23 protein-coding genes and 1 pseudogene are annotated in these 21,120 nt (G+C 72.1%); 11 read left to right on the top strand and 13 right to left on the bottom strand.

All coding sequences use genetic code 11. The annotated features are described in order from the left end of the window. Positions 1-191: 191 nt before the first annotated feature. The 5 genes and pseudogenes from ISP_RS22725 to ISP_RS22705 form a co-directional block, all read right to left on the bottom strand. Positions 192-845, bottom strand: coding sequence for a response regulator transcription factor (locus ISP_RS22725; RefSeq protein WP_013226087.1), 654 nt, complete (start codon positions 843-845; stop codon positions 192-194). A 4-nt stretch (positions 846-849) separates the two neighbouring features. Continuing rightward, positions 850-1,239, bottom strand: coding sequence for a hypothetical protein (locus ISP_RS22720; RefSeq protein ID WP_013226086.1), 390 nt, complete (start codon positions 1,237-1,239; stop codon positions 850-852). Between the two features lie 31 nt (positions 1,240-1,270). Next, a pseudogene (locus tag ISP_RS22715) lies at positions 1,271-2,480 on the bottom strand (cytochrome P450). Between the two features lie 237 nt (positions 2,481-2,717). Further along, positions 2,718-4,085 carry an aspartate aminotransferase family protein gene (locus tag ISP_RS22710; protein WP_013226084.1) on the bottom strand — a complete coding sequence of 456 codons (1,368 nt, stop codon included), beginning with the start codon at positions 4,083-4,085 and terminating at the stop codon, positions 2,718-2,720. A gap of 116 nt (positions 4,086-4,201) precedes the next feature. Continuing rightward, positions 4,202-4,696: an Lrp/AsnC family transcriptional regulator gene (locus ISP_RS22705; RefSeq protein ID WP_014467079.1), complete on the bottom strand. Its 495-nt coding sequence runs from the start codon at positions 4,694-4,696 to the stop codon at positions 4,202-4,204. Positions 4,697-4,867: 171 nt separating this feature from the next. Between ISP_RS22705 and ISP_RS22700 the strand changes: the two genes are divergently transcribed. From ISP_RS22700 to ISP_RS22665, 8 genes are all read left to right on the top strand, one after another. Then, positions 4,868-6,238, top strand: coding sequence for an APC family permease (locus ISP_RS22700; protein WP_013226082.1), 1,371 nt, complete (start codon positions 4,868-4,870; stop codon positions 6,236-6,238). Positions 6,239-6,346: 108 nt separating this feature from the next. After that, entirely contained in the window at positions 6,347-6,847 is a 501-nt protein-coding gene (locus ISP_RS22695; RefSeq protein WP_013226081.1) for a L,D-transpeptidase, read from the top strand. A 12-nt stretch (positions 6,848-6,859) separates the two neighbouring features. After that, positions 6,860-7,624 (top strand): putative protein N(5)-glutamine methyltransferase, encoded by a 765-nt coding sequence (locus ISP_RS22690; RefSeq protein ID WP_013226080.1) that lies wholly within the window; start codon positions 6,860-6,862, stop codon positions 7,622-7,624. A gap of 35 nt (positions 7,625-7,659) precedes the next feature. Further along, positions 7,660-8,136 (top strand): RNA polymerase sigma factor, encoded by a 477-nt coding sequence (locus ISP_RS22685; RefSeq protein WP_013226079.1) that lies wholly within the window; start codon positions 7,660-7,662, stop codon positions 8,134-8,136. Beyond that, the gene (locus ISP_RS22680) at positions 8,133-8,726 is read left to right on the top strand and encodes a methylated-DNA--[protein]-cysteine S-methyltransferase (protein ID WP_013226078.1); all 594 of its coding nucleotides are present in this window, start codon (positions 8,133-8,135) and stop codon (positions 8,724-8,726) included. The genes ISP_RS22685 and ISP_RS22680 overlap by 4 nt, the downstream gene beginning before the upstream one ends. Continuing rightward, a complete protein-coding gene (locus ISP_RS22675) occupies positions 8,723-9,436 on the top strand; it encodes a 2OG-Fe(II) oxygenase (protein WP_013226077.1) in 714 nt (237 codons plus the stop codon). The genes ISP_RS22680 and ISP_RS22675 overlap by 4 nt, the downstream gene beginning before the upstream one ends. Then, positions 9,433-9,807 (top strand): hypothetical protein, encoded by a 375-nt coding sequence (locus ISP_RS22670; protein ID WP_013226076.1) that lies wholly within the window; start codon positions 9,433-9,435, stop codon positions 9,805-9,807. The genes ISP_RS22675 and ISP_RS22670 overlap by 4 nt, the downstream gene beginning before the upstream one ends. After that, positions 9,804-10,295 (top strand): methylated-DNA--[protein]-cysteine S-methyltransferase, encoded by a 492-nt coding sequence (locus ISP_RS22665; RefSeq protein ID WP_034285387.1) that lies wholly within the window; start codon positions 9,804-9,806, stop codon positions 10,293-10,295. The genes ISP_RS22670 and ISP_RS22665 overlap by 4 nt, the downstream gene beginning before the upstream one ends. Here the strand turns inward: ISP_RS22665 and ISP_RS22660 are convergent, their stop codons facing one another. Continuing rightward, on the bottom strand, positions 10,296-10,898 hold the full coding sequence (locus ISP_RS22660) for a LysE/ArgO family amino acid transporter (RefSeq protein ID WP_265049912.1): 603 nt from the start codon (positions 10,896-10,898) through the stop codon (positions 10,296-10,298). It abuts the gene before it with no gap. A 77-nt stretch (positions 10,899-10,975) separates the two neighbouring features. Then, positions 10,976-12,160, bottom strand: a complete 1,185-nt coding sequence (locus ISP_RS22655; protein ID WP_013226073.1) for a serine hydrolase domain-containing protein — start codon at positions 12,158-12,160, stop codon at positions 10,976-10,978. Between the two features lie 120 nt (positions 12,161-12,280). Here ISP_RS22655 and ISP_RS22650 point away from each other — a divergent pair, with 120 nt between their 5' ends. Then, a complete protein-coding gene (locus ISP_RS22650) occupies positions 12,281-13,744 on the top strand; it encodes an amidase (RefSeq protein WP_013226072.1) in 1,464 nt (487 codons plus the stop codon). A gap of 47 nt (positions 13,745-13,791) precedes the next feature. Here the strand turns inward: ISP_RS22650 and ISP_RS22645 are convergent, their stop codons facing one another. Both ISP_RS22645 and ISP_RS22640 read right to left on the bottom strand, forming a co-directional pair. Next, positions 13,792-14,067, bottom strand: a complete 276-nt coding sequence (locus tag ISP_RS22645; protein WP_230468942.1) for a DUF1883 domain-containing protein — start codon at positions 14,065-14,067, stop codon at positions 13,792-13,794. Positions 14,068-14,255: 188 nt separating this feature from the next. Further along, positions 14,256-14,888, bottom strand: coding sequence for a TetR/AcrR family transcriptional regulator (locus tag ISP_RS22640; protein WP_013226070.1), 633 nt, complete (start codon positions 14,886-14,888; stop codon positions 14,256-14,258). Positions 14,889-14,952: 64 nt separating this feature from the next. On the opposite strand from ISP_RS22640, the gene ISP_RS22635 reads away from it, so the two are divergent. Beyond that, a complete protein-coding gene (locus tag ISP_RS22635; protein WP_013226069.1) occupies positions 14,953-16,467 on the top strand; it encodes an FAD-dependent monooxygenase in 1,515 nt (504 codons plus the stop codon). Positions 16,468-16,530: 63 nt separating this feature from the next. Here the strand turns inward: ISP_RS22635 and ISP_RS22630 are convergent, their stop codons facing one another. From ISP_RS22630 to ISP_RS22620, 3 genes are read right to left on the bottom strand one after another with little or no spacing between them, the layout of a single operon-like run. Next, on the bottom strand, positions 16,531-17,157 hold the full coding sequence (locus tag ISP_RS22630; protein ID WP_014467077.1) for a hypothetical protein: 627 nt from the start codon (positions 17,155-17,157) through the stop codon (positions 16,531-16,533). 34 nt (positions 17,158-17,191) lie between these two features. Beyond that, on the bottom strand, positions 17,192-18,247 hold the full coding sequence (gene dmpG, locus ISP_RS22625; RefSeq protein WP_013226067.1) for a 4-hydroxy-2-oxovalerate aldolase: 1,056 nt from the start codon (positions 18,245-18,247) through the stop codon (positions 17,192-17,194). Further along, positions 18,244-19,143: an acetaldehyde dehydrogenase (acetylating) gene (locus tag ISP_RS22620; RefSeq protein WP_013226066.1), complete on the bottom strand. Its 900-nt coding sequence runs from the start codon at positions 19,141-19,143 to the stop codon at positions 18,244-18,246. Before ISP_RS22620 ends, dmpG begins: the two co-directional genes overlap by 4 nt. Positions 19,144-19,331: 188 nt before the next feature. On the opposite strand from ISP_RS22620, the gene ISP_RS22615 reads away from it, so the two are divergent. After that, complete coding sequence (locus ISP_RS22615; RefSeq protein ID WP_013226065.1) at positions 19,332-19,547, top strand: hypothetical protein; 216 nt, start codon at positions 19,332-19,334, stop codon at positions 19,545-19,547. A 43-nt stretch (positions 19,548-19,590) separates the two neighbouring features. Here ISP_RS22615 and ISP_RS22610 read toward each other — a convergent pair whose 3' ends face one another. Then, the gene (locus ISP_RS22610) at positions 19,591-21,081 is read right to left on the bottom strand and encodes a rhamnogalacturonidase (protein WP_013226064.1); all 1,491 of its coding nucleotides are present in this window, start codon (positions 21,079-21,081) and stop codon (positions 19,591-19,593) included. Between the last annotated feature and the right edge of the window lie 39 nt (positions 21,082-21,120).

The raw sequence follows: 21,120 nt of genomic DNA, 5'->3' as shown, positions 1-21,120 counted from the left end.
GGGGGCGGGGCTTCCCCCCCCCCCGGGGGGGGGGGGGGCCGGCGGGGGGGGGGGGGGTGCGGGGCCCCGGGGGGGGGGGCGCCCCCCCCCCCCCCCCCCGGGACCGCCGGTTTGTCGTCGGCGGCTGCCCCGCCTGGCGGCCACGTCGACCCGCACTTCACGGCCCGCCGCGCCGGGGCAGCAGAGCGTCCTCAGGCCTCGCCGTGGCCCGGGCGGCACAGCCCGCGCTCGTAGGCCAGCAGCCCCGCGGCCGTCCGATGCGCGCAGCCCAGCTTCCGCACCACCCTCGCCACGTGCTCCCGGACCACCGATTCCGGCAGCTCCAGCCGCTCGGCGATCTCCGCGTTGGTCAGGGCCGCGCCGACCGCCGCGAGGACCTCGGTCTCGCGGGCCGACAACCGGTCCACCGCCGCCAGGCGTTCGTCGCGGGGGCCGGACAGCCGGGTCGCCGCCGCCACCCAGCGGCGGGAGGCGTCCGGGGACAGCACCACGTGGCCGTCCGCGGCCAAGCGGACCACCTTGATCAGGTCGCGTCGCCGGGCCGTCCGCAGCAGGAACCCCGCCGCGCCGTCGCGGAGGGCGCGCAGGATGCCCGCGTCCGAGTCGAACGTCGCCAGCGCCACCACCGCCGGACGGCGGGTCAGCGCGTCCGGCCAGCTCAGGCGCAGGTCCAGCAGCAGCACGTCCGGCAGGCGCCGGCGCAGGGTGACCCGGGCCGTCGTCGCGTCGGGGGCCGCGCCGACCAGCTCGATGCCGTCCGCCTCGTCGAGCATCGTGCTCAGGCGGGCCAGCACCGCCGGGTCGCGCTCGGCCACCAGGACCCGCACCGGCGGCGGCGCGAGCACCGCGTCAGTCCCGGGGCCGGAGGCGGATCAACGGCAGGTCGGTCTTCGACGCCCCGACCAGGTCCCGGCCGCCCGGGCCGCGCAGCCGCACCTCGCGGAACCGCACCGACGAAAGCTGCGCGGCTTCGATCGGGTAGACGTCACCGTAGCGCTTGATCTTCTCCACCAGCTCCTTCCCGAGCAGCTCGACCAGACCGGCGTGCCGGGTCGCGCCGCCGCCCAGCGGCACGTCCAGCTGCTTGCGCACCTCGGGAAACCGCTGGTCCAGCTCGACGGCCAGCTGGTGGATCGTGACGTAGGCCCGGCCGAACTCCGAGGCGTCGGGACCCGGCGGGATGTCCTTGAGCACCTTGATGAGCTTGTCGTCCATCCCGAGCTTGTCCCACAACGTCACGTCTTTTCCTCCGCTCACGACCGCCGTTGGTCTACCAGAGGACCGGCACGCGGTCCACTCCCCCCCGTGACACGGTTGGTCCGGACCTCGAGTTCATCGACGTCGACGGCCAGGCGCAGCCCCGGAAACCGCCGGAACAACGACTCGAACACGACGCGCAGCTCGGTGCGCGCGAGGCTGGCGCCGATGCAGAACCAGCCGCCGTAGGCGAACGAAAGGTGCGAGTTCGGCTTGCGGTCGGGGTCGAACTCCGCCGCGGCGGGAAACACCGACGAGTCCCGGTTGGCCGCGGCGATCGACAGCACGACCGCGTCCCCGCGGGCGATCTCCACCCCGCCGAGCTCGACGTCGTCGTGGGCGTACCGCAGGACGCCGAGCCCGCTCGGGGCGGACAGCCGCAGGATCTCCTCGACGACGCCGTGCACCCGGCCTTCGGGGTCGGCGGCCAGCGCGTCCCGGCGGGCGAGGTCGGTGAGCAGGTAGAGCGCGCCGAGGTCGATGCGGTTGGACGTCGTCTCGTGGCCGGCGAACAGCAGGCCGGCGGCGAGCCGGGCGAGGTCGTCGTCGCCGAACGACGGGTCGTCGGCCTGCGCGCGGACCATGTCCGAGACGACGTCCTGGCCGGGAGCGCGCCGCTTGGTGGCGGCGAGCCGGCTCATGTAGGCGGCGAACTCGTCGAGCGCCGCGCCGGCACCGTCGCCGATGTCCATCCGGCCCATCCGGTCCGACAGCACCCGGAAGGTGTCGCGGTCTTCGTACGGAACGCCCAGCAGCTCGCAGATCACCAGCACGGGCAGCGGGAACGACAGGTGTTCGTGCAGGTCGACCAGGCCGTCGGCGGCGCGGGCCCGTTCCATGGCGTCGAAGCAGCCGTCGGCGAGTTCCCGGACGTGGCCGGCGAGCCGCCGGATCCGGTTGGCGGAGAAGGCGGGCACGAGCATCCGCCGCATCCGGGCGTGCTCGGCGTGCTCGGTCTCGTGGTCGCCTTGCGGGCGGCTGAGGATCGCGGCGTCCGAAAGCGCCGACGCTTCCTCCGGCGCCGGGTGCGAGCGCCCGAACCGCGGATCGGTGAAGACGCTCCGGACCGCTTCGAACCCGGTGACCAGCCAGGCCGGATCGCCGGCCGGAGTGGTCACGGCGACCACCGGGCCCTGCCGGCGCAGCACCTCGAAGAGCGGCGCGATGTCCAGGACGTTCGGCCGGGTGAACGGCAGACGCGGGCGATCCGCGGTGGCGGTCATGGGTTCTCCTCCCGAGGCGCGCGGCCGATCGGCGCGGACACGGGCGGGCCGGTCTCCGGCCGCTCCCCCGGTCCCCCCGCGATCCACGGTACTCAGAAAGGCGGCCGCCGGGCCCGGAACCCGGGTTCCCCGCCCGATCGGGCCAGCGGCCGCGCCCGGAGGAGCGAAACTGTCGGTGCGCCCCGGTATCGTGGAACCCGGGGGACGGAGGCCAAGCGCTGCCGCGGGAAACCGCCCCTACAGCAGCTTCCAGGCCCGCGTCAGCGCATCCCGCAGGATCTCCGCCATCTCGTCGAACTCCGCCTGGTCACAGATCAACGGCGGCGACAGCTGCACCACCGGCTCGGCCCGGTCGTCGGCCCGGCAGTACAACCCGCCTTCGAACAGCGCCTCGGACAGGAACCCCCGCAGCACCCGCTCCGACTCGCCTGCCGAGAACGTCTCCTTGGTCGCCTTGTCTTTCACCAGCTCGATCCCGTAGAAGAACCCGGCGCCCCGGACGTCCCCGACGATCGGCAGGTCCAGCAACCGGTCCAAAGTGGACCGGAAGGCCGCTTCCCGCGAGAGCACGTGGCCGTACAGGTCCTCCCGTTCCATCAGGTCGAGGTTGGCCAGGGCCACCGCGCACGAAACCGGGTGGCCGCCGTAGGTGGACCCGTGCATGAACGTCGTGGCACCACGGGTGAACGGCTCCATCAACCGCTCCGAAGCCAGCACCGCGCCCAGCGGCGCATACCCCGACGTCAGCCCCTTCGCGGTGGTGATGATGTCCGGCCGGTAGCCGTACCGCTTGGCCGCGAAGTCGTACCCCAGCCGGCCGAACGCGCAGATCACCTCGTCGGACACGAGCAGTACGTCGTGCCGGTCGCAGATCTCCCGCACCCGGGCGAAATACCCGGGCGGCGGCACGAAACACCCACCGGTGTTCTGCACCGGCTCCAAGAACACCGCGGCGACCGTGTCCGCCCCCTCGAACTCGATCGCCTGCTCGATCCGGTCGGCGGCCCACCGGCCGTACGCCTCGTAGTCGTCCGCGTGCTCGGGCGCGCGGTAGAAGTTCGTGTTCGGCACGCGCAGGCTGCTCGGCACCAGCGGCTCGAAGTCGGCCTTCGCGCCCGGGATGCCGGTGATCGACAACGCACCCTGCGACGTCCCGTGGTAGGCCAGCGCGCGGCTGATCACCTTGTGCTTGCCCGGTTTCCCGACGAGCTTGAAGTACTGCTTGGCCAGCTTCCACGCCGTTTCGACGGACTCGCCGCCGCTCACGGTGAAGAACACGCGGTCGAGGTCGCCCGGAGCCACGTCGGCCAGCCGCGCCGCCAGTTCGATCGCCGTCGGGTGCGCGTGCCCCCACAGCGGGAAGTACGCGAGCTGTTTCGTCTGCCGAGCGGCGGCCTCGGCGAGTTCCTCGCGGCCGTGGCCGACCTGCACCGCGAACAGGCCGGCGAGCCCGTCCAGGTAGCGCTTGCCGCGGTCGTCCCAGATGTACGGGCCCTCGCCGCGCACGATCACCGGGACGTCGGCTTCGTCGTAGGCGGAGTGGCGGGTGAAGTGCATCCAGAGGTGGCGGCGGGCGGCGTCAGCGAGGCCGGCGGTGGGGGTCATGCCCCGGTTATCGCACGCGTCGACGCCTGGATGCAAGCGATTCAGTCGTCCAGCCGAATCTGCTCGACTAATTCATGATCCCAAATCCGGATCAACTTCGGATTTAGTCGTCACGGTCAGCGAGTACCCCATTGGTAGGTCTGTTTCCGCAGCTTGAGGTAGACCATCACCTCCGCGTGCCGGACGCCGGGCAGCGCGCGGATCCGCGTCGAGATCAGCTGGAGCAGCGCCTCGTCATCGGCGCAGACGGCCTCGCACAGCAGGTCGTAGCGCCCGGCGCAGAGGATCACGTAGGCGATTTCGTCCAGTTCGGCCAGCGCGTCGCCGACCGGTTCGAGCGGGCCGTCGACGGTGATCGCGATCATCGCCTGCCGGAACAGCCCCACCTGCAAGGGATCCGAGACGGCGACGATCTGGATGACGCCGGAGTCGGACAGCCGCTGCACCCGCTGCCGGACCGCCGCCTCGGACAGGCCGACGGCCTTGCCGATGGTCGCGTACGCGCGCCGGCCGTCTTCCTGCAGCTGCGCGATGATCTGCCGCGAGATGTCGTCGAGCACCGGCGGGGCGGGCCGGCCGGTCGGGTCCTGGCTGCTCACGCCCCGGATCATCCCCGACGCGGCCGACGGCAGGCAAACCCGCCACGCCGTGACGTTGAGTGACTAAATCCGAATGACCTACCGCCGTCCGGCAACGAATTCGGTCGTCCAAGTGCCGTTGACAACACCGAATCGGTGCTGTTCCATCCGTCGCACTCTGCTCCCCGGCCGGAGGGAACGCCCATGCCCCGCACTCCAGCGCCGCCCGACATGACCGACACCGCCCAGACGAAGAACCGCACGCTCACCCGGTCCATCGGCGTCGGCGGCGGCACGCTGCTCACGCTCAGCTGCGTGACGCCGGCGTCGTCGCTGTTCGTCCTCGTGCCCCCGCTGTTCGCCGACCTGGGCACCGGCACCGCGCTCGCCATCGCGCTCGCGGTGCTGCTGTGCGTCGGCATCGCCTGCTGCTACGCCGAACTCGGCACGCTGGTGCCGAGCGCCGGCGGCGAATACGCGATGGTGACGACGGTGGCGAACCGCTTCGCCGGCTGGCTGACGTTCGTGCTGTCGTTCGTCGTCATCCTCGTCGTGCCGCCGATCATCGCGATCGGCGTCGCCGATTACGTCGCGGCCGTGGCCGACATCGACCCGTCGGTCGCCGGCGCGCTCGTCATGCTCGCGGGCACCGTGATGGGGCTGCTGAACCTGCGCTCCAACGCGTGGATCACCGGCATCTTCCTGGTCATCGAGCTCGTCGCGATCTTCGCCGTGTCCCTGCTCGGCTTCACGCACACCACGCACAGCCCGGCCGTGCTGGTCACGCCGAGCCTGGGCACGAGCGGGATCGGGCTGATCGCGGTCGTCGCCGGGCTCGCCGTCGCGTTGTTCGTCGTGCAGGGCTTCAGCACCGCCGTCTACCTGGCCGAGGAGATGCGGGAGCCGCGGCGGACCGTCGCGCGGACGGTGTTCTGGACGCTCGGCATCAGCGCCGTCGTCATCCTGGTGCCGGTCGTGGCGATCACCCTGGCCGTGCCGGACACCGCCGCGCTGGCCGGGGTCGACCTGACCGCGCTGGTCACCGGCTGGAGCGGCAGCGCCGCCGGGGTGGCGATCAGCCTGTGCATCGCGGCGGCGATCGTCAACGCGGTGATCGTCATGGTCATCCAGAACTCGCGGGTGCTCTACGCCTCCGCCCGAGACCAGGCGTGGCCGGCGCCGGTCAGCCGCGCGATGAGCGTGGTGAGCGAGCGGTTCGGGTCGCCGTGGGTCGCGACGCTGGTGACCGGGCTGTCCGAAGCCGTCCTCTGTTTCGTGCCGGTGGAGACGCCGAGCGGCGTCACCGGGGTCGCCGTCGTCGCGCTCTACCTGAGCGTCGCGGCCGCCGCGCTCGGTGCGCGCCGGGCGGCGCACCGGAAGCCGCACGTGTGGCGGATGCCGGCGTGGCCGCTGGTGCCGGCGCTCGCCGTCGCGGCGCTGGCCTACGTCCTGGTCGAGCAGAGCGCGCTCGACCTCGGCATCACCGCCGCGGTCCTGGTGGTGTCGGCGCTGTACTGGTGGGGGTACCTGCGCCGGCGTCCCGGGCGCTGGGTCGTGACGGTGCCGGAGAGCTGACGCCGGCGGTTCGGCGTCGCCCGCCCGGGGTAACCCCTTCGCGCTCAACCTTCGGGGCCGTTCACCCGTAGTGATCCCCGGCAGGACGTTCGTCGAGGGAGATAACGGATGCGCAGGACCGGGGTGGTGACCCTGCTGGGGGCGGTGCTGGTCACGGCGGCTTGCTCGGCGCCGCGCACCACGACGCCGAGCCCGATCGCGGAGCCGGTGCCGCTGACCACCACTTCGGCTCCGCCGACCACGACCACCGCGCCCCCGCCAGCGCCGCCGTGCGCCGTCGCGACCGGGGCGTGCGTGAGCCTGGCGCAGCGGCTGGCCTGGCTGCTGCGGGACGGCCAGGTGGTCCGCGGCCCGGTCCCGGCCGGGTTCGGGCCACCCGACCAGGCGACGCCCGCCGGGTCGTTCCGCGTCGTGTGGAAGGACCGCGAGCACCGCAGCGGCCAGTACGGCACCGACATGCCGAACTCGGTGTTCTTCGCCGCCGGCGGCATCGCCTTCCACGCCGGGCCGCTCGACGCGCCGTCGCACGGCTGCGTCCACTTGACCGACGCCGATTCGGCGGCGTTCTTCGACGGGCTGAACGTCGGGGACGCGGTGCAGGTCTTGTAGGCTGCCTCCTCGTTGGACACTTCCACTGTCGTCTCCCGGCTGCGCGCCGCGGGCTGCGTGTTCGCCGAGGACGAGGCCGATCTGCTCGTCGCCGCGGCCACGTCCCCCGCGGAACTCGGCGCGCTCGTCGAACGCCGCGTCGCCGGGCTGCCGCTGGAACACCTGCTGGGCTGGGCGGAGTTCCACGGCCTGCGCGTCACCGTGCGGCCCGGGGTGTTCGTGCCGCGGCACCGCACCGGGTTCCTGGTCGACGTCGCCGTCTCGCTCGCGCCCCCGGACCCGGTGGTGCTCGACCTGTGCTGCGGCTCCGGGGCACTGGGCGCCGCGTTCGCCGCCGCGCGCCCGCCGCGTGAGCTGCACGCCGCCGACGTCGAGACCGCCGCGGTCGAGTGCGCCCGGCTGAACCTCCCGGACGCCCATATTTACCAGGGCGATCTCTACGACGCGCTGCCGTCGTCACTGCGTGGAGGGGTCGACATCCTCCTGGCGAACGTGCCGTACGTGCCTTCGGACGCCGTCTCGACGATGCCGCCGGAAGCCCGCCTGCACGAGCCGCTGGTGGCGCTCGACGGCGGCGCGGACGGTCTGGATCTCGCCCGCCGCGTCGCCGCGGACGCGCCGGGCTGGCTCGCGCCGGGCGGGACCCTGCTGATCGAATCGAGTGAGCGGCAGGCACCGGTGCTCGCGGAAATCCTTGCGGCGGCGGGGTTGTCGCCGCAGGTGCACTCCTGCGACGAGCTGGGCGCGACCGTCGTGACCGGTACCGCGGAATCTTGACCTCACGTTCCGGCGCCCCCGGACGTCTACCTGGTGTGATCGTGAAACCGTTCGAGCAAGTCGTGGCCGAGCACGGGCCGATGGTCCTGCGGGTCTGCCGGGCCGTGCTCGGCTCCGCCGACGCCGAAGACGCCTGGTCGGAAACCTTCCTGGCCGCGTTGAAGGCGTACCCGGAGCTGCCCGCCGACGCGAACGTCCAAGCGTGGCTCGTCACGATCGCGCACCGCAAAGCCGTCGACGTCACCCGCGCGCAGGCCCGCCGGCCGGTCCCGGTCGGGGACGTCCCGGACCGGCCGGGCCGCACGGACGCGTGGAACGGCGAGCTGTGGGACGCGCTGGCGAGACTGCCGGACAAGCAACGCCTCGCCGTGGCCTACCACTACCTGGCCGGCCTGCCGTACCGCGAAATCGCGGAGATCACCGGAGGCACCGCCGAGGCCGCCCGCCGGGCGGCCGCCGACGGCGTCAAAGCCCTGCGAGCCTGCTACCCCCTGGAAGGAGCGCACTCATGACGGACATGTTCCAGTTCTTCACCAACGAGGTCCTGCTCGACCCGAACGTGATGCACGAGCGGCTCGTCGCGGACGCGGCCAGCCAGGGGCTGCTGGACGTCGCCTACCACGTCGTCGACTCCCCGGTGGGGCCGCTGCTGCTGGCGGCGACCGAGCAGGGCCTGGTGAAGGTGGCCTTCGACCGCCAGGACCACGACGCCGTGCTGGCCGAGCTGGCGGCGGCCATCAGCCCGCGGATCCTCCGGGCCCCGTCCCGGTTCGAGGAGGTCACCCGCCAGCTCGAGGAGTACTTCACCGGCGAGCGGCACACCTTCGAGGTCCCGCTGGACCTGCGGCTGGCTCGGGGATTCCGCCGGGCGGTGCTGGATCACCTGGCCGAGATCGCCTACGGCAACACGGAAAGCTACGCGCAGGTCGCGGCGGCGGCAGGGAGCCCGAAGGCGGTCCGCGCGGTCGGCACCGCGTGCGCGCTCAACCCGTTGCCGGTGGTGGTGCCGTGCCACCGGGTCGTCCGGTCCGACGGGTCGTACGGCCAGTACGCCGGCGGGGAAGAGGCCAAGCGGGTCCTGCTGACGATGGAGGCGGCGTGACGACGTTCGAAGAGCGCGTCGCCGCGGCCGACTGGGCCGCGGTGGCCGCCGAGGTCGACGACTACGGCAGCGCCCTCCTGCCGCAGCTGCTCACCCCGGCCGAGTGCGCGCGGCTGGTCGCACTGTGGGACGAGCCGACGCACTTCCGGGCGACGGTGAACCTGCGTCGTCACCGCTTCGGGGACAACGGCGACTACCACTACTTCGCTTCGCCGTTCCCCGAACCGGTGCAGCGATTGCGGCAGGCGCTCTACCCCCGGCTGCTGCCCATCGCGCAGGACTGGGCCGCGCGCCTCGGGCGCCCAGCGGAGTGGCCGTCCACTTTGGACGAGTGGCTGGCGGTGTGCCACGACGCCGGTCAGCAGCGGCCGACGCCGATCCTGCTGCGCTACGAGACGGGCGGGTGGAACGCGCTGCACCGCGACCTCTACGGCGACAAGGTGTTCCCGCTGCAGGTGGTGATCAACCTCAACGACCCGGGCACCGACCACACCGGCGGCGAGTTCCTCCTGGTGGAGCAGCGCCCACGCGCGCAGTCCCGCGGCACCGCGACGCTCATCCCGCAGGGCCACGGCCTGGTGTTCACCACCCGGGACAGGCCGGTCCGCTCGGCCCGCGGCTGGTCGGCGGCCCCGGTGCGCCACGGCGTCTCGGTGGTCCGGTCCGGCCGCCGCCACACGCTCGGCCTCGTCTTCCACGACGCGGCATGACATCGCTCGAACTGGCGGCGCTGCTGGGCTTGCTCGGCCGGGCGCGGCACATCGTGATCGGCACGGATTCGTCCTCCCGGACCGACGGCGAGCAGATCGCCGCGGCGTGGGACGGGATGGTGCTGGCGACGGTGACCTGGCCCGAAACGGCGGCGTCGTGGCTGCGCCAGGCCCGTCGCTTCGCGGCGCCGGAGCCGGACGCGTGGGTGGTCAGCGCCACCCCGGCGGGCTGGGCCGGCATGGCCCGCCGCCTCCTGTTGTCGACGTCCTGGAGTCCACATCGGACGATCACGACCTCGGCGCTGGAAGGGTTCCCGCTCCCCGGCCTGCGCGGCGCGCGAGCAGACGGCACTACTTGGGAGAACCGATGAGGCACGCGCTAGTGGATTCCCCGGTCGGCCCGCTGACCATCGTCGGCGACAGTGACGGTGACGGTGACGTCGTGACCGGCCTGTACTTCCCGAACCACTGGACCCGCCCGGACCGCACCACGTTCGGCGAGCGCGACGACGCGGCGTTCCCGGAGGCGGCCCGGCAGCTGGCGGAGTACTTCGCCGGCCGGCGCACGGCGTTCGACGTGCCGATGCGGGCGGAGGGCCCCGGCTTCGACCGCGCGGTGTGGGCCGGAATCGCCGAGATCCCGTACGGCGCCACGGCGACGTACGGCGAGCTGGCCCGCGCGGTCGGCGGCCTGCCGCACGAGGTCGGCGCGGCGGTCGGGCGCAACCCGCTGAGCATCCTGGTGGCGTGCCACCGCGTCGTCGGCAAAGGCGGGAAACTGACCGGCTACGCGGGCGGGGTGCAGCGGAAGGCGTTCCTCCTGGAGCTGGAGCGGCCACCGGAGTCGGGGCTGTGGTGATCAGCCCCGGCCGAGCAGCAACGTCAGTCCCAGCCCGGTCATCGTCACGGCGATCACGACGTCCAGCACGCGCCAGGCCATCGGCTTCGCGAACACGCCGGCCAGCCGCCGCGCCCCGAAGCCGAGTGCGCTGAACCAGACGGCGCTGGCCACCCCGGCGCCGAGGCCGAACAGCCACCGCCCGTCGCCGTGAGCGACCGCGACCGAGCCGAGGAGCAGGACCGTGTCGAGGTACACGTGCGGGTTCAGCCAGGTGAAGGCCACGCAGGCGAGCACCGCCTTCCGCAGCGGCGTACGGTCCTCGCCGACGGTCAGCACGGACGGCCGGAACGCCCGCCGTGTGGCGAGCGCACCGTAGCCGAGCAGAAACAGGCCGCCCCCGACGGCGATGACCCCGATGGCGGCCGGCCACTGCGCCAGCACGGCCCCGATCCCGCTGACCCCGAGCCCGATGAGCACGAGATCGGACACGGCACAGATCACGACCAGCGGCGCCACGGCCCCGCCGCGCAGGCCCTGTTGCAGCAGGAAGGCGTTCTGGGAGCCGATCGCGACGATCAGCGACAGGCCGGTTCCGAACCCGGCCAGCAGGAGAGGCAGCACCCCGCCACGGTATGACCGGCGAGCGGCATTAATCCAGCTAAAGCTTCTTAAGCAACGTTAGCACTCCTAATGCTCAGTCAGTGCACCGCGGCCTGAAGCTGAGTGGCGTGGGCCTGGGCTTCGGGGAGCGCCGGGCTGCAGAACTCCGTCACCATCGCCAGGATCCGGCCGGACGCCGCAGCGGGCGAAGCGGTCAGGTCCGGGCTGGACGCGACGGTGATCTGGCGGGTGGCGGTCTCTTCGCTCATGCTCCACGTGTTGTACCCCGGTACGTCCCCGGCGTGGCCCCAGACATCGGGAGCGCCGGGACCGCAGATGCCGGACAGGGAGAGGCGCATCAGCCCCAGCCCGTAGCTGAGCAGCCCGCCCTGCCCCGGCCACGGGACCGTGGTCTTCATCTGCGTGAGCAGGTCGGCGGGCAGGAGCTCGCCGCCGAGCAGCGCGTGGAAGAAGCGGTTCAGGTCGGTGGCGCTCGAGATGAGGTCTCCGGCACCGAAGTAGCGGCTGAGGTTGTAGACGGTGACGTCCGTCAGCCCGTGCGGCGCGGGGTAGAGCTGCTCGTAGCCGCGGATGGCCGGGTGCGGCACCAGCGGGAAGTCCCGCGGCAGGAAGGTGTCGGTCAGGTGCAGCGGCCCGGTGATCCAGTCGGCGAGCACCTGCTCGAACCGGCGGCCGGTGAGCTTCTCCACCAGCAGGGCCAGCACGTTGTAGCCGGTGTTGGAGTACGACCAGCTCGTGCCGGGCGGGAACAGCAGCGGCTGCTCGGTGCTGTCGTGGATCGCCTCCACCTCGCCGAAGTGCTCGAACCGTTCGGTGTCCACCTCCGCCAGCGTCGTCCAGGTGTACTGCGGCGCCAGGTCCCGCGGCAGGCCGCTGGTGTGCTGCAGCAGCTGGCGGACGGTGATCGGCTCCGGGTAGGGCAGCAGGCCGGGCAGGTACTTCGCGATCGGCTCGTCCAGCCCCAGCCGGCCCTTGGCGGCCAGTTTCAGCACGAGTGTCGCGGTGAACGTCTTGGAGACGCTGGCGATGCGGAACCGCCCGCCCGTGTCGGGTTTCGCCCCGGTGACGACGTCACCGACTCCGGCGCGCCCCCGCCAGCGGCCGGCCGGATCCGCGGCGACGGCGATCATCCCCACGTTCCCGGCCTGCACAGCGGTATCCAGCGCGGTCTGCCGTGGATCCGTGGCCGCGGCGGCGACAGCGGTGCCGCTGCCGGTGAACACGAGCACGGCGCAAGCGGCGGAGACGACCAGTCGACGCATGATTCCCCCCGGTTTCTGCGGTCCCCCACGACGGTAGCGCAGACCGGGCGGCGTGGTAAGGGAGTGCACCGCCCCGGCCGGTCGGGCCGGAAACTCCGCGCCGTGCGGCAGGATCACCCTATGGACGACTACCCGAAGCACGACGCCGTGGGCCTGGCCGCCTTGGTGCGCGAAGGCGAGGCCACCCCGGCGGACCTGCTCAAGGCGGCTCAGGACCGGTTGGCGCAGGTCAACCCGCGGCTCAACGCCGTCGTGCGCGAAGTGGACCCGCCCGCCGGCGCGTCGGACGGGCCCTTCGCCGGCGTTCCGTTCCTGATCAAGGACCTCCACCAGGATCTGGCCGGGACGCCCACCAGCGGCGGCTCGCGGTCGATGGCGGCGGTGCCCGCCGCCGAGACCAGTACCGTGGTCCAGCGCTGGCTCGGTGCCGGGCTGGTCGTCTTCGGCAAGACCAACACGCCCGAATTCGGCGCCAAGGGCATCACCGAACCGGACCTGTTCGGGGCCACCCGCAACCCCTGGAACACCGGCCACACGCCGGGTGGGTCCTCCGGTGGGGCGGCCGCCGCGGTCGCCGCCGGGATCGTGCCGTGCGCGGGTGCCAGCGACGGGGGTGGCTCGATCCGGATCCCGGCGTCGGCGTGCGGGCTGTTCGGGCTCAAGCCATCACGCGGACTGATCCCGGCCGGGCCGTCCCGCGCCGAAGGACTCGGCGGCACCGCCACCGACGGCGTGATCTCCCGCTCCGTCCGCGACACCGCGGCCATGCTCGACGTCCTCGCCGGCCCGACACCGCTCTCGCCCTACCTCGCCGCCGGTCCGCAGACCCCCTTCGCGGACGAGGTCGGGCGCGACCCGGGACGGTTGCGCGTCGCGCTGTGCACCGCCAGCGCCATCAACCCGGCCCCACACCCGGAAGCCGTCGCCGCCGCGCGCGCGGCCGGTGATCTGCTCGACGAACTCGGGCACGAGGTGGTGGAGCTGCCCACCCAGCCGTTCGACGACGCCGCCCTGGCCCGTGACTTCCTGACCAGCTGGTTCGTCAGCTGCGCGCACGCGATGGCCGAATGCCGGACGGCGAGCGGAGCCGGCGACACGGCCTTCGAACTCGACACCCGCACCATGGCCGCGCTGGGCCGGGCCACGAGCCCGGTCGACCTGGTGCGCGCCATCGAACGGCGCCACGAGCACACCCGGCGGCTGGCCGAGTTCCACGAGTCCTACGACCTCCTGCTGACCCCGACGACGGCCACCCCGCCACCGCGGATCGGCGCTTTCACCTCCCCGGCGCCGCTGCGCGCGGCGCAGCGGGCCCTGCTCGCCGCCGGGGCGGCCGGGCTGCTGCGGCACACGCCGGTGGTGGAACGGATGATTTCCGACAACCTCGGCTGGGTGCCCTACACGCAGCTGGCCAACCTCACCGGCCGCCCCGCGATGAGCGTCCCGCTGCACTGGACCGCGGACGGCCTCCCGATCGGCACCCAGTTCGTCGGCAGGCTCGGCGCCGACGGCGCGCTGTTGCGGCTGGCGGCCCAGCTCGAACGCGCCCGGCCGTGGGCCGAGCGCCGGCCACCCCTGAATTAGTCACGCGACGGGGATACCGGCGCAAACATCGGTGGCCGAAAGCGGAGTCACGAGACGACGGTGACGTCCACCCGAAAATTTCCGGCCGTCAATCCTTCGGTGTCGACGGCGATGTACCAATGCCCGTCGGAAGGGACTCGAATGTCCAGCTGTCGCTGCGTCGCAACCCCGCCGACCATCCGATAGGCACTTCTCCGCCGATAAGGTCCGACGTTCTCCGCGTTCAACAGGCGAACGTTCACCACGGCGTCGAGGCGCACGCGCACGGTGGCCGCCCGGGGAAGCCACCCCAGGTCCACCACCACCGGTTCCCACCGCACCATGATCCCCACCGCGACGATTCCTCAAGCACCAGAGCCCACCCGGTAAACACCGATACCTTTTGCATATCGGTCGCCGTCGAATGTCACGGTGTTACAAAACAAGAAGGGTGAAACAAACGAACCGGAAACCGGGCGAGCCGCGAGCGCGCCGCTATTCCGGGCGAACTGCGACGGAAACCGCGCCGGCGTCAGTCCGCCCCACCCGGGAACGCGCCCACTCCGCGTTCCACCAGATCGAAGGCCTGGTCGACCACCGCCACCTGCTCCCGCCGGACCACGTCCGCGTCGTCCCCCGCCACGATCCGGCCCATCGCGTGCGCGAACACCGTCGTGATCGCCGTCGTCAGCAAGCCCGCCACCATCCGGGACCGGAACTCGTCCCCCGTCTCCGCGAGGAGCACCCCGGCGAACGCGTCCGCGATCTCGCGCTCCTGCTCGTACCACCGCGCCATCAGCGCCGGGCTCGAGGTCAGCACCCACCAGAAACCCGGGCCACCGGCGATCGCGCCCGAAAGCGGGTGCCCGGTGGACAGCAGCTCGTGCTGGTGCCGACGCAGCGCCTCGCACGGCGACACCCCCGCCGGCCGGGACCGCAGCACCGAGGTCAGCTCCGCCAGGCGGTCCGCGTGGCGGTCCAGGAACAGGTCCTCCTTGCGCGGGAAGTAGTTGAACACCGTCATCTTCGAGACGCCCGCCGCCTCGGCGATCTCGGCCACAGTCACCTCCTCGAAGCCGCGCTCGGCGAACAAGCCTGTGGCCACGTTGGAGATCAGCAGGCGGGTGGCCTGCTTCTTCCGCTCGCGCAGTCCCGGGTCCGGCATGCCCCGGAGTATAGACCGAGCTCAAACTTTGACTCGGTACAAGTTTTGCGGCATCATCGGAGCCATGAACAGGGATGTGGTGATCTCCGGGGGCGGGCCGGTCGGCTTGATGCTGGCCTGTGAACTGCGGCTGGCGGGCGTGGACGTGCTCGTCGTCGAACGGCTGCCCGAGCCGGACCAGACGATCAAGGCCGGAGGGGTCAACCTGACCACGGCCGAAGCCTTCTACCGGCGGGGGCTGCTGCCCGCGATGGACGAAGTCGTGCAGCAGAACTTCGCGCAGATCCAGAAGTTCCTCGAATCACGCGGCGGAGGGGGGCCGAAAGCCGTGCCGGTGGGGCACTTCGCCGGGATCATGGTCACCTCGGGCGGGGTCGACTTCGACGATCCCGCCTTCCGGGACGTCGGGCCGGCCGCCCGGGTGGTCGTGATCCAGCAGCAGGCCATCGAGGCGATCCTCGCCGCGCGGGCCGCCGAGCTGGGGGTCGAGATCCGGCGGGGCGTCGCGCTCACCGGGTTCGACGCCGGCGACGACGGCGTCACCGTGCACCTCTCCGACGGCGGACCCGTGCGCGCCGGCTGGCTCGTCGGGGCCGACGGCGGCCGCAGCTTCGTGCGCAAGCAGGCCGGCTTCGCGTTCCCCGGGACCGATCCCGCCATCACCGGACGGCAGGCGATGGCCGAACTCACCGGCGCCGACGCGCTGCCCGCGGGGTGGCAGCACGGCACCGGCGGGCTCTACGTCCACGGGCCGACGCCCGGGCGGATCCTCACCGTCGAGTTCGACGGGCCGCCCGAGGACCGGGACGCGCCGGTCACCGCGCAGGAAATCGAAGACAGCTTCCGGCGCGTCTCCGGTGCGGACGTCCGGGTGGAGAAGATCCACAGCGCGACGCGCTTCACCGACAACGCGCGCCAGGCGAGCACCTACCGCCAGGGCCGCGTGCTGCTGGCCGGAGACGCGGCCCACGTGCACTCCCCCTTCGGCGGGCAGGGCCTCAACCTCGGCATCGGCGACGCCGTCAACCTGGGCTGGAAGCTCGCCGCCACCGTCCACGGCTGGGCCCCAGACGGTCTGCTCGACACCTACACGACCGAACGGCACCCGATCGGCGAGTGGGTCCTCGAGTGGACCCGGGCGCAGGTCGCGCTGATGCGCAGCGACGTGCGGACGAAGGCGCTGCGCCAGGTCGTCACCGAGCTGCTCTTCACCGGCGACGGCGCGACCTACCTCGCCAAGAAGCTCTCCGGGGTCCTGCACCGCTACCCGATCGACGGCGAGCACGACCTCACCGGCCGCGCCGCACCCGACTTCGCCTTCGCCGACGGCACCCGGCTCGGCGAGCGCCTCCACGACGGCAAGGCCCTCCTGCTCGACCTCGGCGACCACGCCGGCCTGCGCGAGGCGGCGAGCGGCTGGGCCGGCCGGGTCGGGGTGCTGACCGCGAAGTGCGACAGCGAGCCGGCGCTGACGGGCGTGCTGGTCCGGCCGGACGGGCACATCGCCTGGGCGCGCGAGGACGGTTCGACGGCCGGCCTCGACGCGGCGCTGCGCCGCTGGTTCGGCGAGCCGGCCTGACGCGGGGACCGGGCGTGCCAGGCTTCCGGCGCGCCCGCCCCCCTCCACGAGCGACCGAGGGCGCTACAACCGCTCGCCGAGCAGCTTCGCCAAGGCGGCGTAGACCTCGCCGCGATGCTTGACGACGTAGGCGATCGCCAGGCGCGTCCGGCCGTGGCTTCGCTTGGCCGTGATGACCATTTCCGCATCGTCGGTGGCCGCCCGGTCGCAGTAGTACGCGCCCTCGCCCGCGCCGGGCACCGCCGTCGCCGGGCCGCCGCAGTCCTTCTTGTTGTCCTCCAGTGCCTGGGCGGGCCGGTACGAAGCGACCCTCGGGGTGATGATCCACAGGTCGGCCAGCCAGGGATGCACGTACTTGTCCTCGTAGCGGCATCGGAACTCGGTGCCGGGGACGAACGTCGGATCGGCCGGCTGCTCGGTCGCGATGAGGTCTTCGCTGGTGCCCAAGAGCTCCTGCAGCTCGGCGGTCCCGAGGAACGGGCAAGCGGAAGTCACCTTCCCGGGCGAAGCCGGCGGGGTGAACGGCGGCGGTTTCGCGGTCGTCTTCGCGGCCGTCACCGGGGCTCGCGGCGTGGGGACCGCCGGGGCGGGCCGCGTGGTGGAAAGCGGTGCGGGCGCCGCCGGCGCCGAGCAGGCGGCAAGACAGACCGTCGCCACCACCACCGCGAGCACAAGCCGGATCCGTTGCATGGCCTTCCCACGCCCGGAGGCTGTTTCCGGTTGCCTAACCCTCCGCCGCCAGCTGGACCGCGACGTCGATGATCATGTCCTCCTGGCCGCCCACCAACGCGAGCTCGCCGCAGCGGCGCAGGATCGCCTGCGCCGGCACGCCGTAGCGCTCCGCCGCGCGCTCGGCGTGCAGCAGGAAGCTCGAATACACCCCGGCCCAGCCCTGGACGATCGCGTTGCGGTCCATCTTCGGCCAGCGGTGCAGGTACGGGCGGACCACCTCCTCCGCCGCGTCGAGCAGGGCGCCGACGTCGAGGCCGGTGTCGATCTCCAGGCGGTCGAACACCGCCGCCAGCACCTCCGTCGGCGAGTTGCCCGCGCCCGCGCCGAGCGCGCACAGCGATCCGTCGATGTACCGGACGCCCGCTTCGTACGCCAGGACCGAGTTCGCGACGCCGAGCGAGAGGTTCTGGTGCCCGTGGTAGCCGACCCACGCCGTGTCGCCGACCTCGGCGACCAGGGCCTCGAAGCGGGCGCGGGCCTCGTGCATCAGCAACGCGCCGGCCGAATCCGTCACGTACGTCGCCTGGCAGCCGGCGTCCACCATGATCCTGGCCTGCTTCGCCAGGTCTTCCGGCGGCGTCCGGTGCGCCATCATCAGGAAGCCGGCCGTCTCCATCCCGAGTTCGCGCGCCAGGCCGAAGTGCTGCGGCGAGACGTCGGCTTCGGTGCAGTGCGTCGCCACCCGCACCATCTCCGCGCCCGCGTCGAAGGCGCGCTGGAGGTCCTCCGCCGTCCCGATGCCGGGCACGAGCAGCACCGCGATCTTCGCCTGCTTCGCCTCTTCGCGGGCCGCGGCGATCAGCTCGAGTTCGTCGACGGCGGAAAAGCCGTAGGTGAACGACGAACCGCCGAGGCCGTCGCCGTGGGTCACCTCGATGACCCCGACGCCGGCCCGGTCGAGCGCGCGGACCGTGTCGCGCACCTGCTGCTCGGTGAACCGGTGCGCCATCGCGTGGCTGCCGTCGCGCAGCGTCGTGTCGATGATCCGGACGTCGTGCTTCAGCTCCGGGCGGCCGGTGTCCACTGATTCGTTCGCAAGCTCACTCATGCCGGCACCTCCTGCTTCGCGCGGGCCATCAGCTCGCCCACGCGGGCGGCCGCGGCGGTCATGATGTCCAGGTTCCCGGCGTACTCGGGCAGGTAGTCGCCGTTGCCGCGGACCTCGAGGAAGATGCCGACCCGCGCGTGCCCGTCCCATTCCTCGCGTGCGTCGTCGAACTGCGGGTCCGCCCGCAGCGAATACCCCGGCACGTACTTGCGGACTTCGTCGGCCATCTCGTGGATCGACGCGGTGATCGCGTCGCGGTCGGCGTCGAGGCCGATCGCGCAGAACACCGTGTCCCGCATGATCATCGGCGGCTCGACCGGGTTGAGGATGATGATCGCCTTGCCGCGCCCGGCACCGCCGATCTCGGCCACCGCCTGCGACGTCGTGCGCGTGAACTCGTCGATGTTCGCCCGCGTCCCGGGGCCCGCTCCCCGCGAAGCGACCGAGGCGACGATCTCGGCGTACGGGACCGCGGTCACCCGCGAAACGGCGTGCACCATGGGGATCGTGGCCTGGCCGCCGCAGGTGATCATCGAAACGTTCGGCGCGTCGAGGTGCGCGCCGAGGTTCACCGGCGGGCACACCATCGGGCCGAGGTGCGCCGGGGTCAGGTCGATCGCCTGGATGCCGGCTTCGGCGTACCGCGGCGCGTTCGCGGCGTGCGCCTTCGCCGACGTCGCTTCGAACACGAGCTGGGGCACGGGATCCTGGCGCAGCAGCCAGTCGACGCCGTCCGCGGACGCCGCGATCCCCTGCGCGCGGGCGCGCTCGAGACCGTCCGACTCGACCACGCCGACCACGTAACCGACTTCGATCACTTCACTGCGTCGCAGCTTCGCCAGCAAATCGGTGCCGATGTTGCCGGGGCCGACGATCGCCGCCATCACGGGAGCCATGTCCCGACGGTCGCACCGTGGCCACGGCCGACGACAGCCGGGCGTTCCGTTCACCGGAACGCCCGGTCCGGCGCCCTGAATCACCACCGCAGCGAGCAGGGCGGCGCCTCCCCGCAGGTCATGACGGCCGGTTTGATCGACTCCGGATCGGGGCAGTTCCGGAACAGCACCCGATCGAGGAGGTTGCGATGGCCGAACGGCGTTGGCACTTCATCCCGGCCACGGCTTGGCTGTGCTGGCTGAACCTGGCCGTCGGGGCGCTCGTGCTCCTCTCGAGCATCCTCACCTTGACCGGCACGGAGCACCGGATGCCCGTCCTGCCGGTGGTCGCGGCGGTGATCGCGGTCGGCCTGATCGTCGTCGCCGCCGTCGGCCTGGCGCGCCCGAAGCTGCGCGGCCGCTGACCGGCCGGGTCCCGCGGCGGCGCCGGGGCCCGGCCGGGATTCCCTACAGTTCCTGGTGATCCGCGTGCTCCACCCGGGCCTCCGGCACCGGACGGCCGTCACTCACCCGGAAATCGGCCACGTCGTCGAGGACGAACGTCGGCGTGCCCGCCACCTGGTCCGCGCGGCAGTGGTGCACGTCGGCGTCGATCACGTCCCGCAGGACGTACGCCGGGCGGGTGTCCGGCTTGCCGAACCGCACGTCCACGTTGTCCCAGCTGATTCCGCGGGCGTGCCGGACGAAGAAGCCGTACGCCGGGAGGGTGCCGAACATCGACGGCTCGGGATACGCGTTTTCCAGCTCCGGCGGGTTCTGCACGGCGTCGCCCGGGGTGAGGCCGCCCGCCAGGTGGTGGCGGATGTTGCTCAGCTTGACGTCTTCGATCGGGTGGCCGGGGATCCCGGCCAGGCACGACGGGTAGCGCGGGTCCGCGTCGATCGTCGTGACGTCGCTGATGCTCACCCGGCGCAGGAACCCGGCCGTGATCCCCGCCGGCCCGCGCAGCCGCGCGCCCAGCCGGAGGAACAGCGGCATCTGGACGTCGCGCATGGTCAGGTTGCTGATCGTGACGTCCTCCAGCCACCCGCCGTCGACCGTTTCCAGGGCCAGCCCGCGGCAATGCTCGAAGACGACGTTGGAGATCGCGATGTTGCGGAAGCCGCCGTTGGATTCGGTGCCGAACTTGACGCGGCCCGTGCGGCCGTACCCCGCGGTCTTGAACGTCCCGTCGACGAGCGTGCCGAGGTCGTAGCCGCTGACGAAGCAGTTGTCGATGGTGACGTTTTCGGTGTCCCGCACCTGGTTCAGGGCGTACGTGCTCTTGAGCACGATGGCGTCGTCGTTCGGCGAGTTCACCGTCGTGTTGGCGATCCGGACGTTCTTGCAGCAGTCGATGTTGATGCCGTCGCGGTTGGTGTCGATCACCAGGCCGTCGATGCGGAAGTTGTCGACGCCGGTCGGGAGGATGCCGAAGTGGCCGCCGTTGACGATCGTGATGTCGCGGATCGCGACGTTGCGGCACAGCTTGAGCGCGATCGCCTTGTTCCCGTTGAGCGGCGCGGATTCCGCGCTGCCGCCGGAAACCAGGCCCTTGCCGTCGATCTTGCCGGACCCTTCGATGGTGACGTTTTCGAGGTTCTCGCCCCAGATCAGGCTGTTGTGCCAGTGGCTGTGCCCGAAGTCCTGGTACGGGTTGCCCGCACCCGGTTCGGCGGGGTCGTAACCCTGGCCGCCGGCCGGGGCGGCGGCCAGGATCGTCGCGTTCGCGGCGAGGTACAGCGCGATGTTGCTCTTGAGGTGGATCGAATAACTCGCGTACGTCCCGGCCGGGAAGTACACGGTTCCGCCGCGGGTCGCGGCCGCGTCGATCGCGCGGTTGATCGCGGCGGTGTCGATGGCGCGCCCGTCGCCTTTCGCGCCGAACTTCGTGACGTCGAAGAAGCGGCCCGGCTGGCTCCCCAATTCCTCGGCTTCGGCCGGCTGAGATCCGACCAATGGCAGGGCAGCACCCGCCGCTCCCCAAGCGACGACACG

Origin of the sequence: Amycolatopsis mediterranei (assembly GCF_026017845.1) — a bacterium.
Lineage (GTDB): Bacteria > Actinomycetota > Actinomycetes > Mycobacteriales > Pseudonocardiaceae > Amycolatopsis > Amycolatopsis mediterranei.
This window is presented reverse-complemented; position numbering and strand designations above follow the sequence as displayed.

What these genes read in the sequence shown, in the direction of transcription:
- ISP_RS22705 (WP_014467079.1), bottom strand. Translation starts at nt 4,696, where the DNA reads ATGATCCGGGGCGTGAGCAGCCAGGACCCGACCGGCCGGCCCGCCCCG.
- ISP_RS22680 (WP_013226078.1), top strand. Translation starts at nt 8,133, where the DNA reads ATGACGGACATGTTCCAGTTCTTCACCAACGAGGTCCTGCTCGACCCG.
- ISP_RS22655 (WP_013226073.1), bottom strand. Translation starts at nt 12,160, where the DNA reads ATGCGTCGACTGGTCGTCTCCGCCGCTTGCGCCGTGCTCGTGTTCACC.
- ISP_RS22640 (WP_013226070.1), bottom strand. Translation starts at nt 14,888, where the DNA reads ATGCCGGACCCGGGACTGCGCGAGCGGAAGAAGCAGGCCACCCGCCTG.
- ISP_RS22630 (WP_014467077.1), bottom strand. Translation starts at nt 17,157, where the DNA reads ATGCAACGGATCCGGCTTGTGCTCGCGGTGGTGGTGGCGACGGTCTGT.
- dmpG (WP_013226067.1), bottom strand. Translation starts at nt 18,247, where the DNA reads ATGAGTGAGCTTGCGAACGAATCAGTGGACACCGGCCGCCCGGAGCTG.
- ISP_RS22615 (WP_013226065.1), top strand. Translation starts at nt 19,332, where the DNA reads ATGGCCGAACGGCGTTGGCACTTCATCCCGGCCACGGCTTGGCTGTGC.
- ISP_RS22670 (WP_013226076.1), top strand. Translation starts at nt 9,433, where the DNA reads ATGACATCGCTCGAACTGGCGGCGCTGCTGGGCTTGCTCGGCCGGGCG.
- ISP_RS22650 (WP_013226072.1), top strand. Translation starts at nt 12,281, where the DNA reads ATGGACGACTACCCGAAGCACGACGCCGTGGGCCTGGCCGCCTTGGTG.
- ISP_RS22645 (WP_230468942.1), bottom strand. Translation starts at nt 14,067, where the DNA reads ATGGTGCGGTGGGAACCGGTGGTGGTGGACCTGGGGTGGCTTCCCCGG.
- ISP_RS22635 (WP_013226069.1), top strand. Translation starts at nt 14,953, where the DNA reads ATGAACAGGGATGTGGTGATCTCCGGGGGCGGGCCGGTCGGCTTGATG.
- ISP_RS22710 (WP_013226084.1), bottom strand. Translation starts at nt 4,085, where the DNA reads ATGACCCCCACCGCCGGCCTCGCTGACGCCGCCCGCCGCCACCTCTGG.
- ISP_RS22665 (WP_034285387.1), top strand. Translation starts at nt 9,804, where the DNA reads ATGAGGCACGCGCTAGTGGATTCCCCGGTCGGCCCGCTGACCATCGTC.
- ISP_RS22620 (WP_013226066.1), bottom strand. Translation starts at nt 19,143, where the DNA reads ATGGCTCCCGTGATGGCGGCGATCGTCGGCCCCGGCAACATCGGCACC.
- ISP_RS22695 (WP_013226081.1), top strand. Translation starts at nt 6,347, where the DNA reads ATGCGCAGGACCGGGGTGGTGACCCTGCTGGGGGCGGTGCTGGTCACG.
- ISP_RS22700 (WP_013226082.1), top strand. Translation starts at nt 4,868, where the DNA reads ATGCCCCGCACTCCAGCGCCGCCCGACATGACCGACACCGCCCAGACG.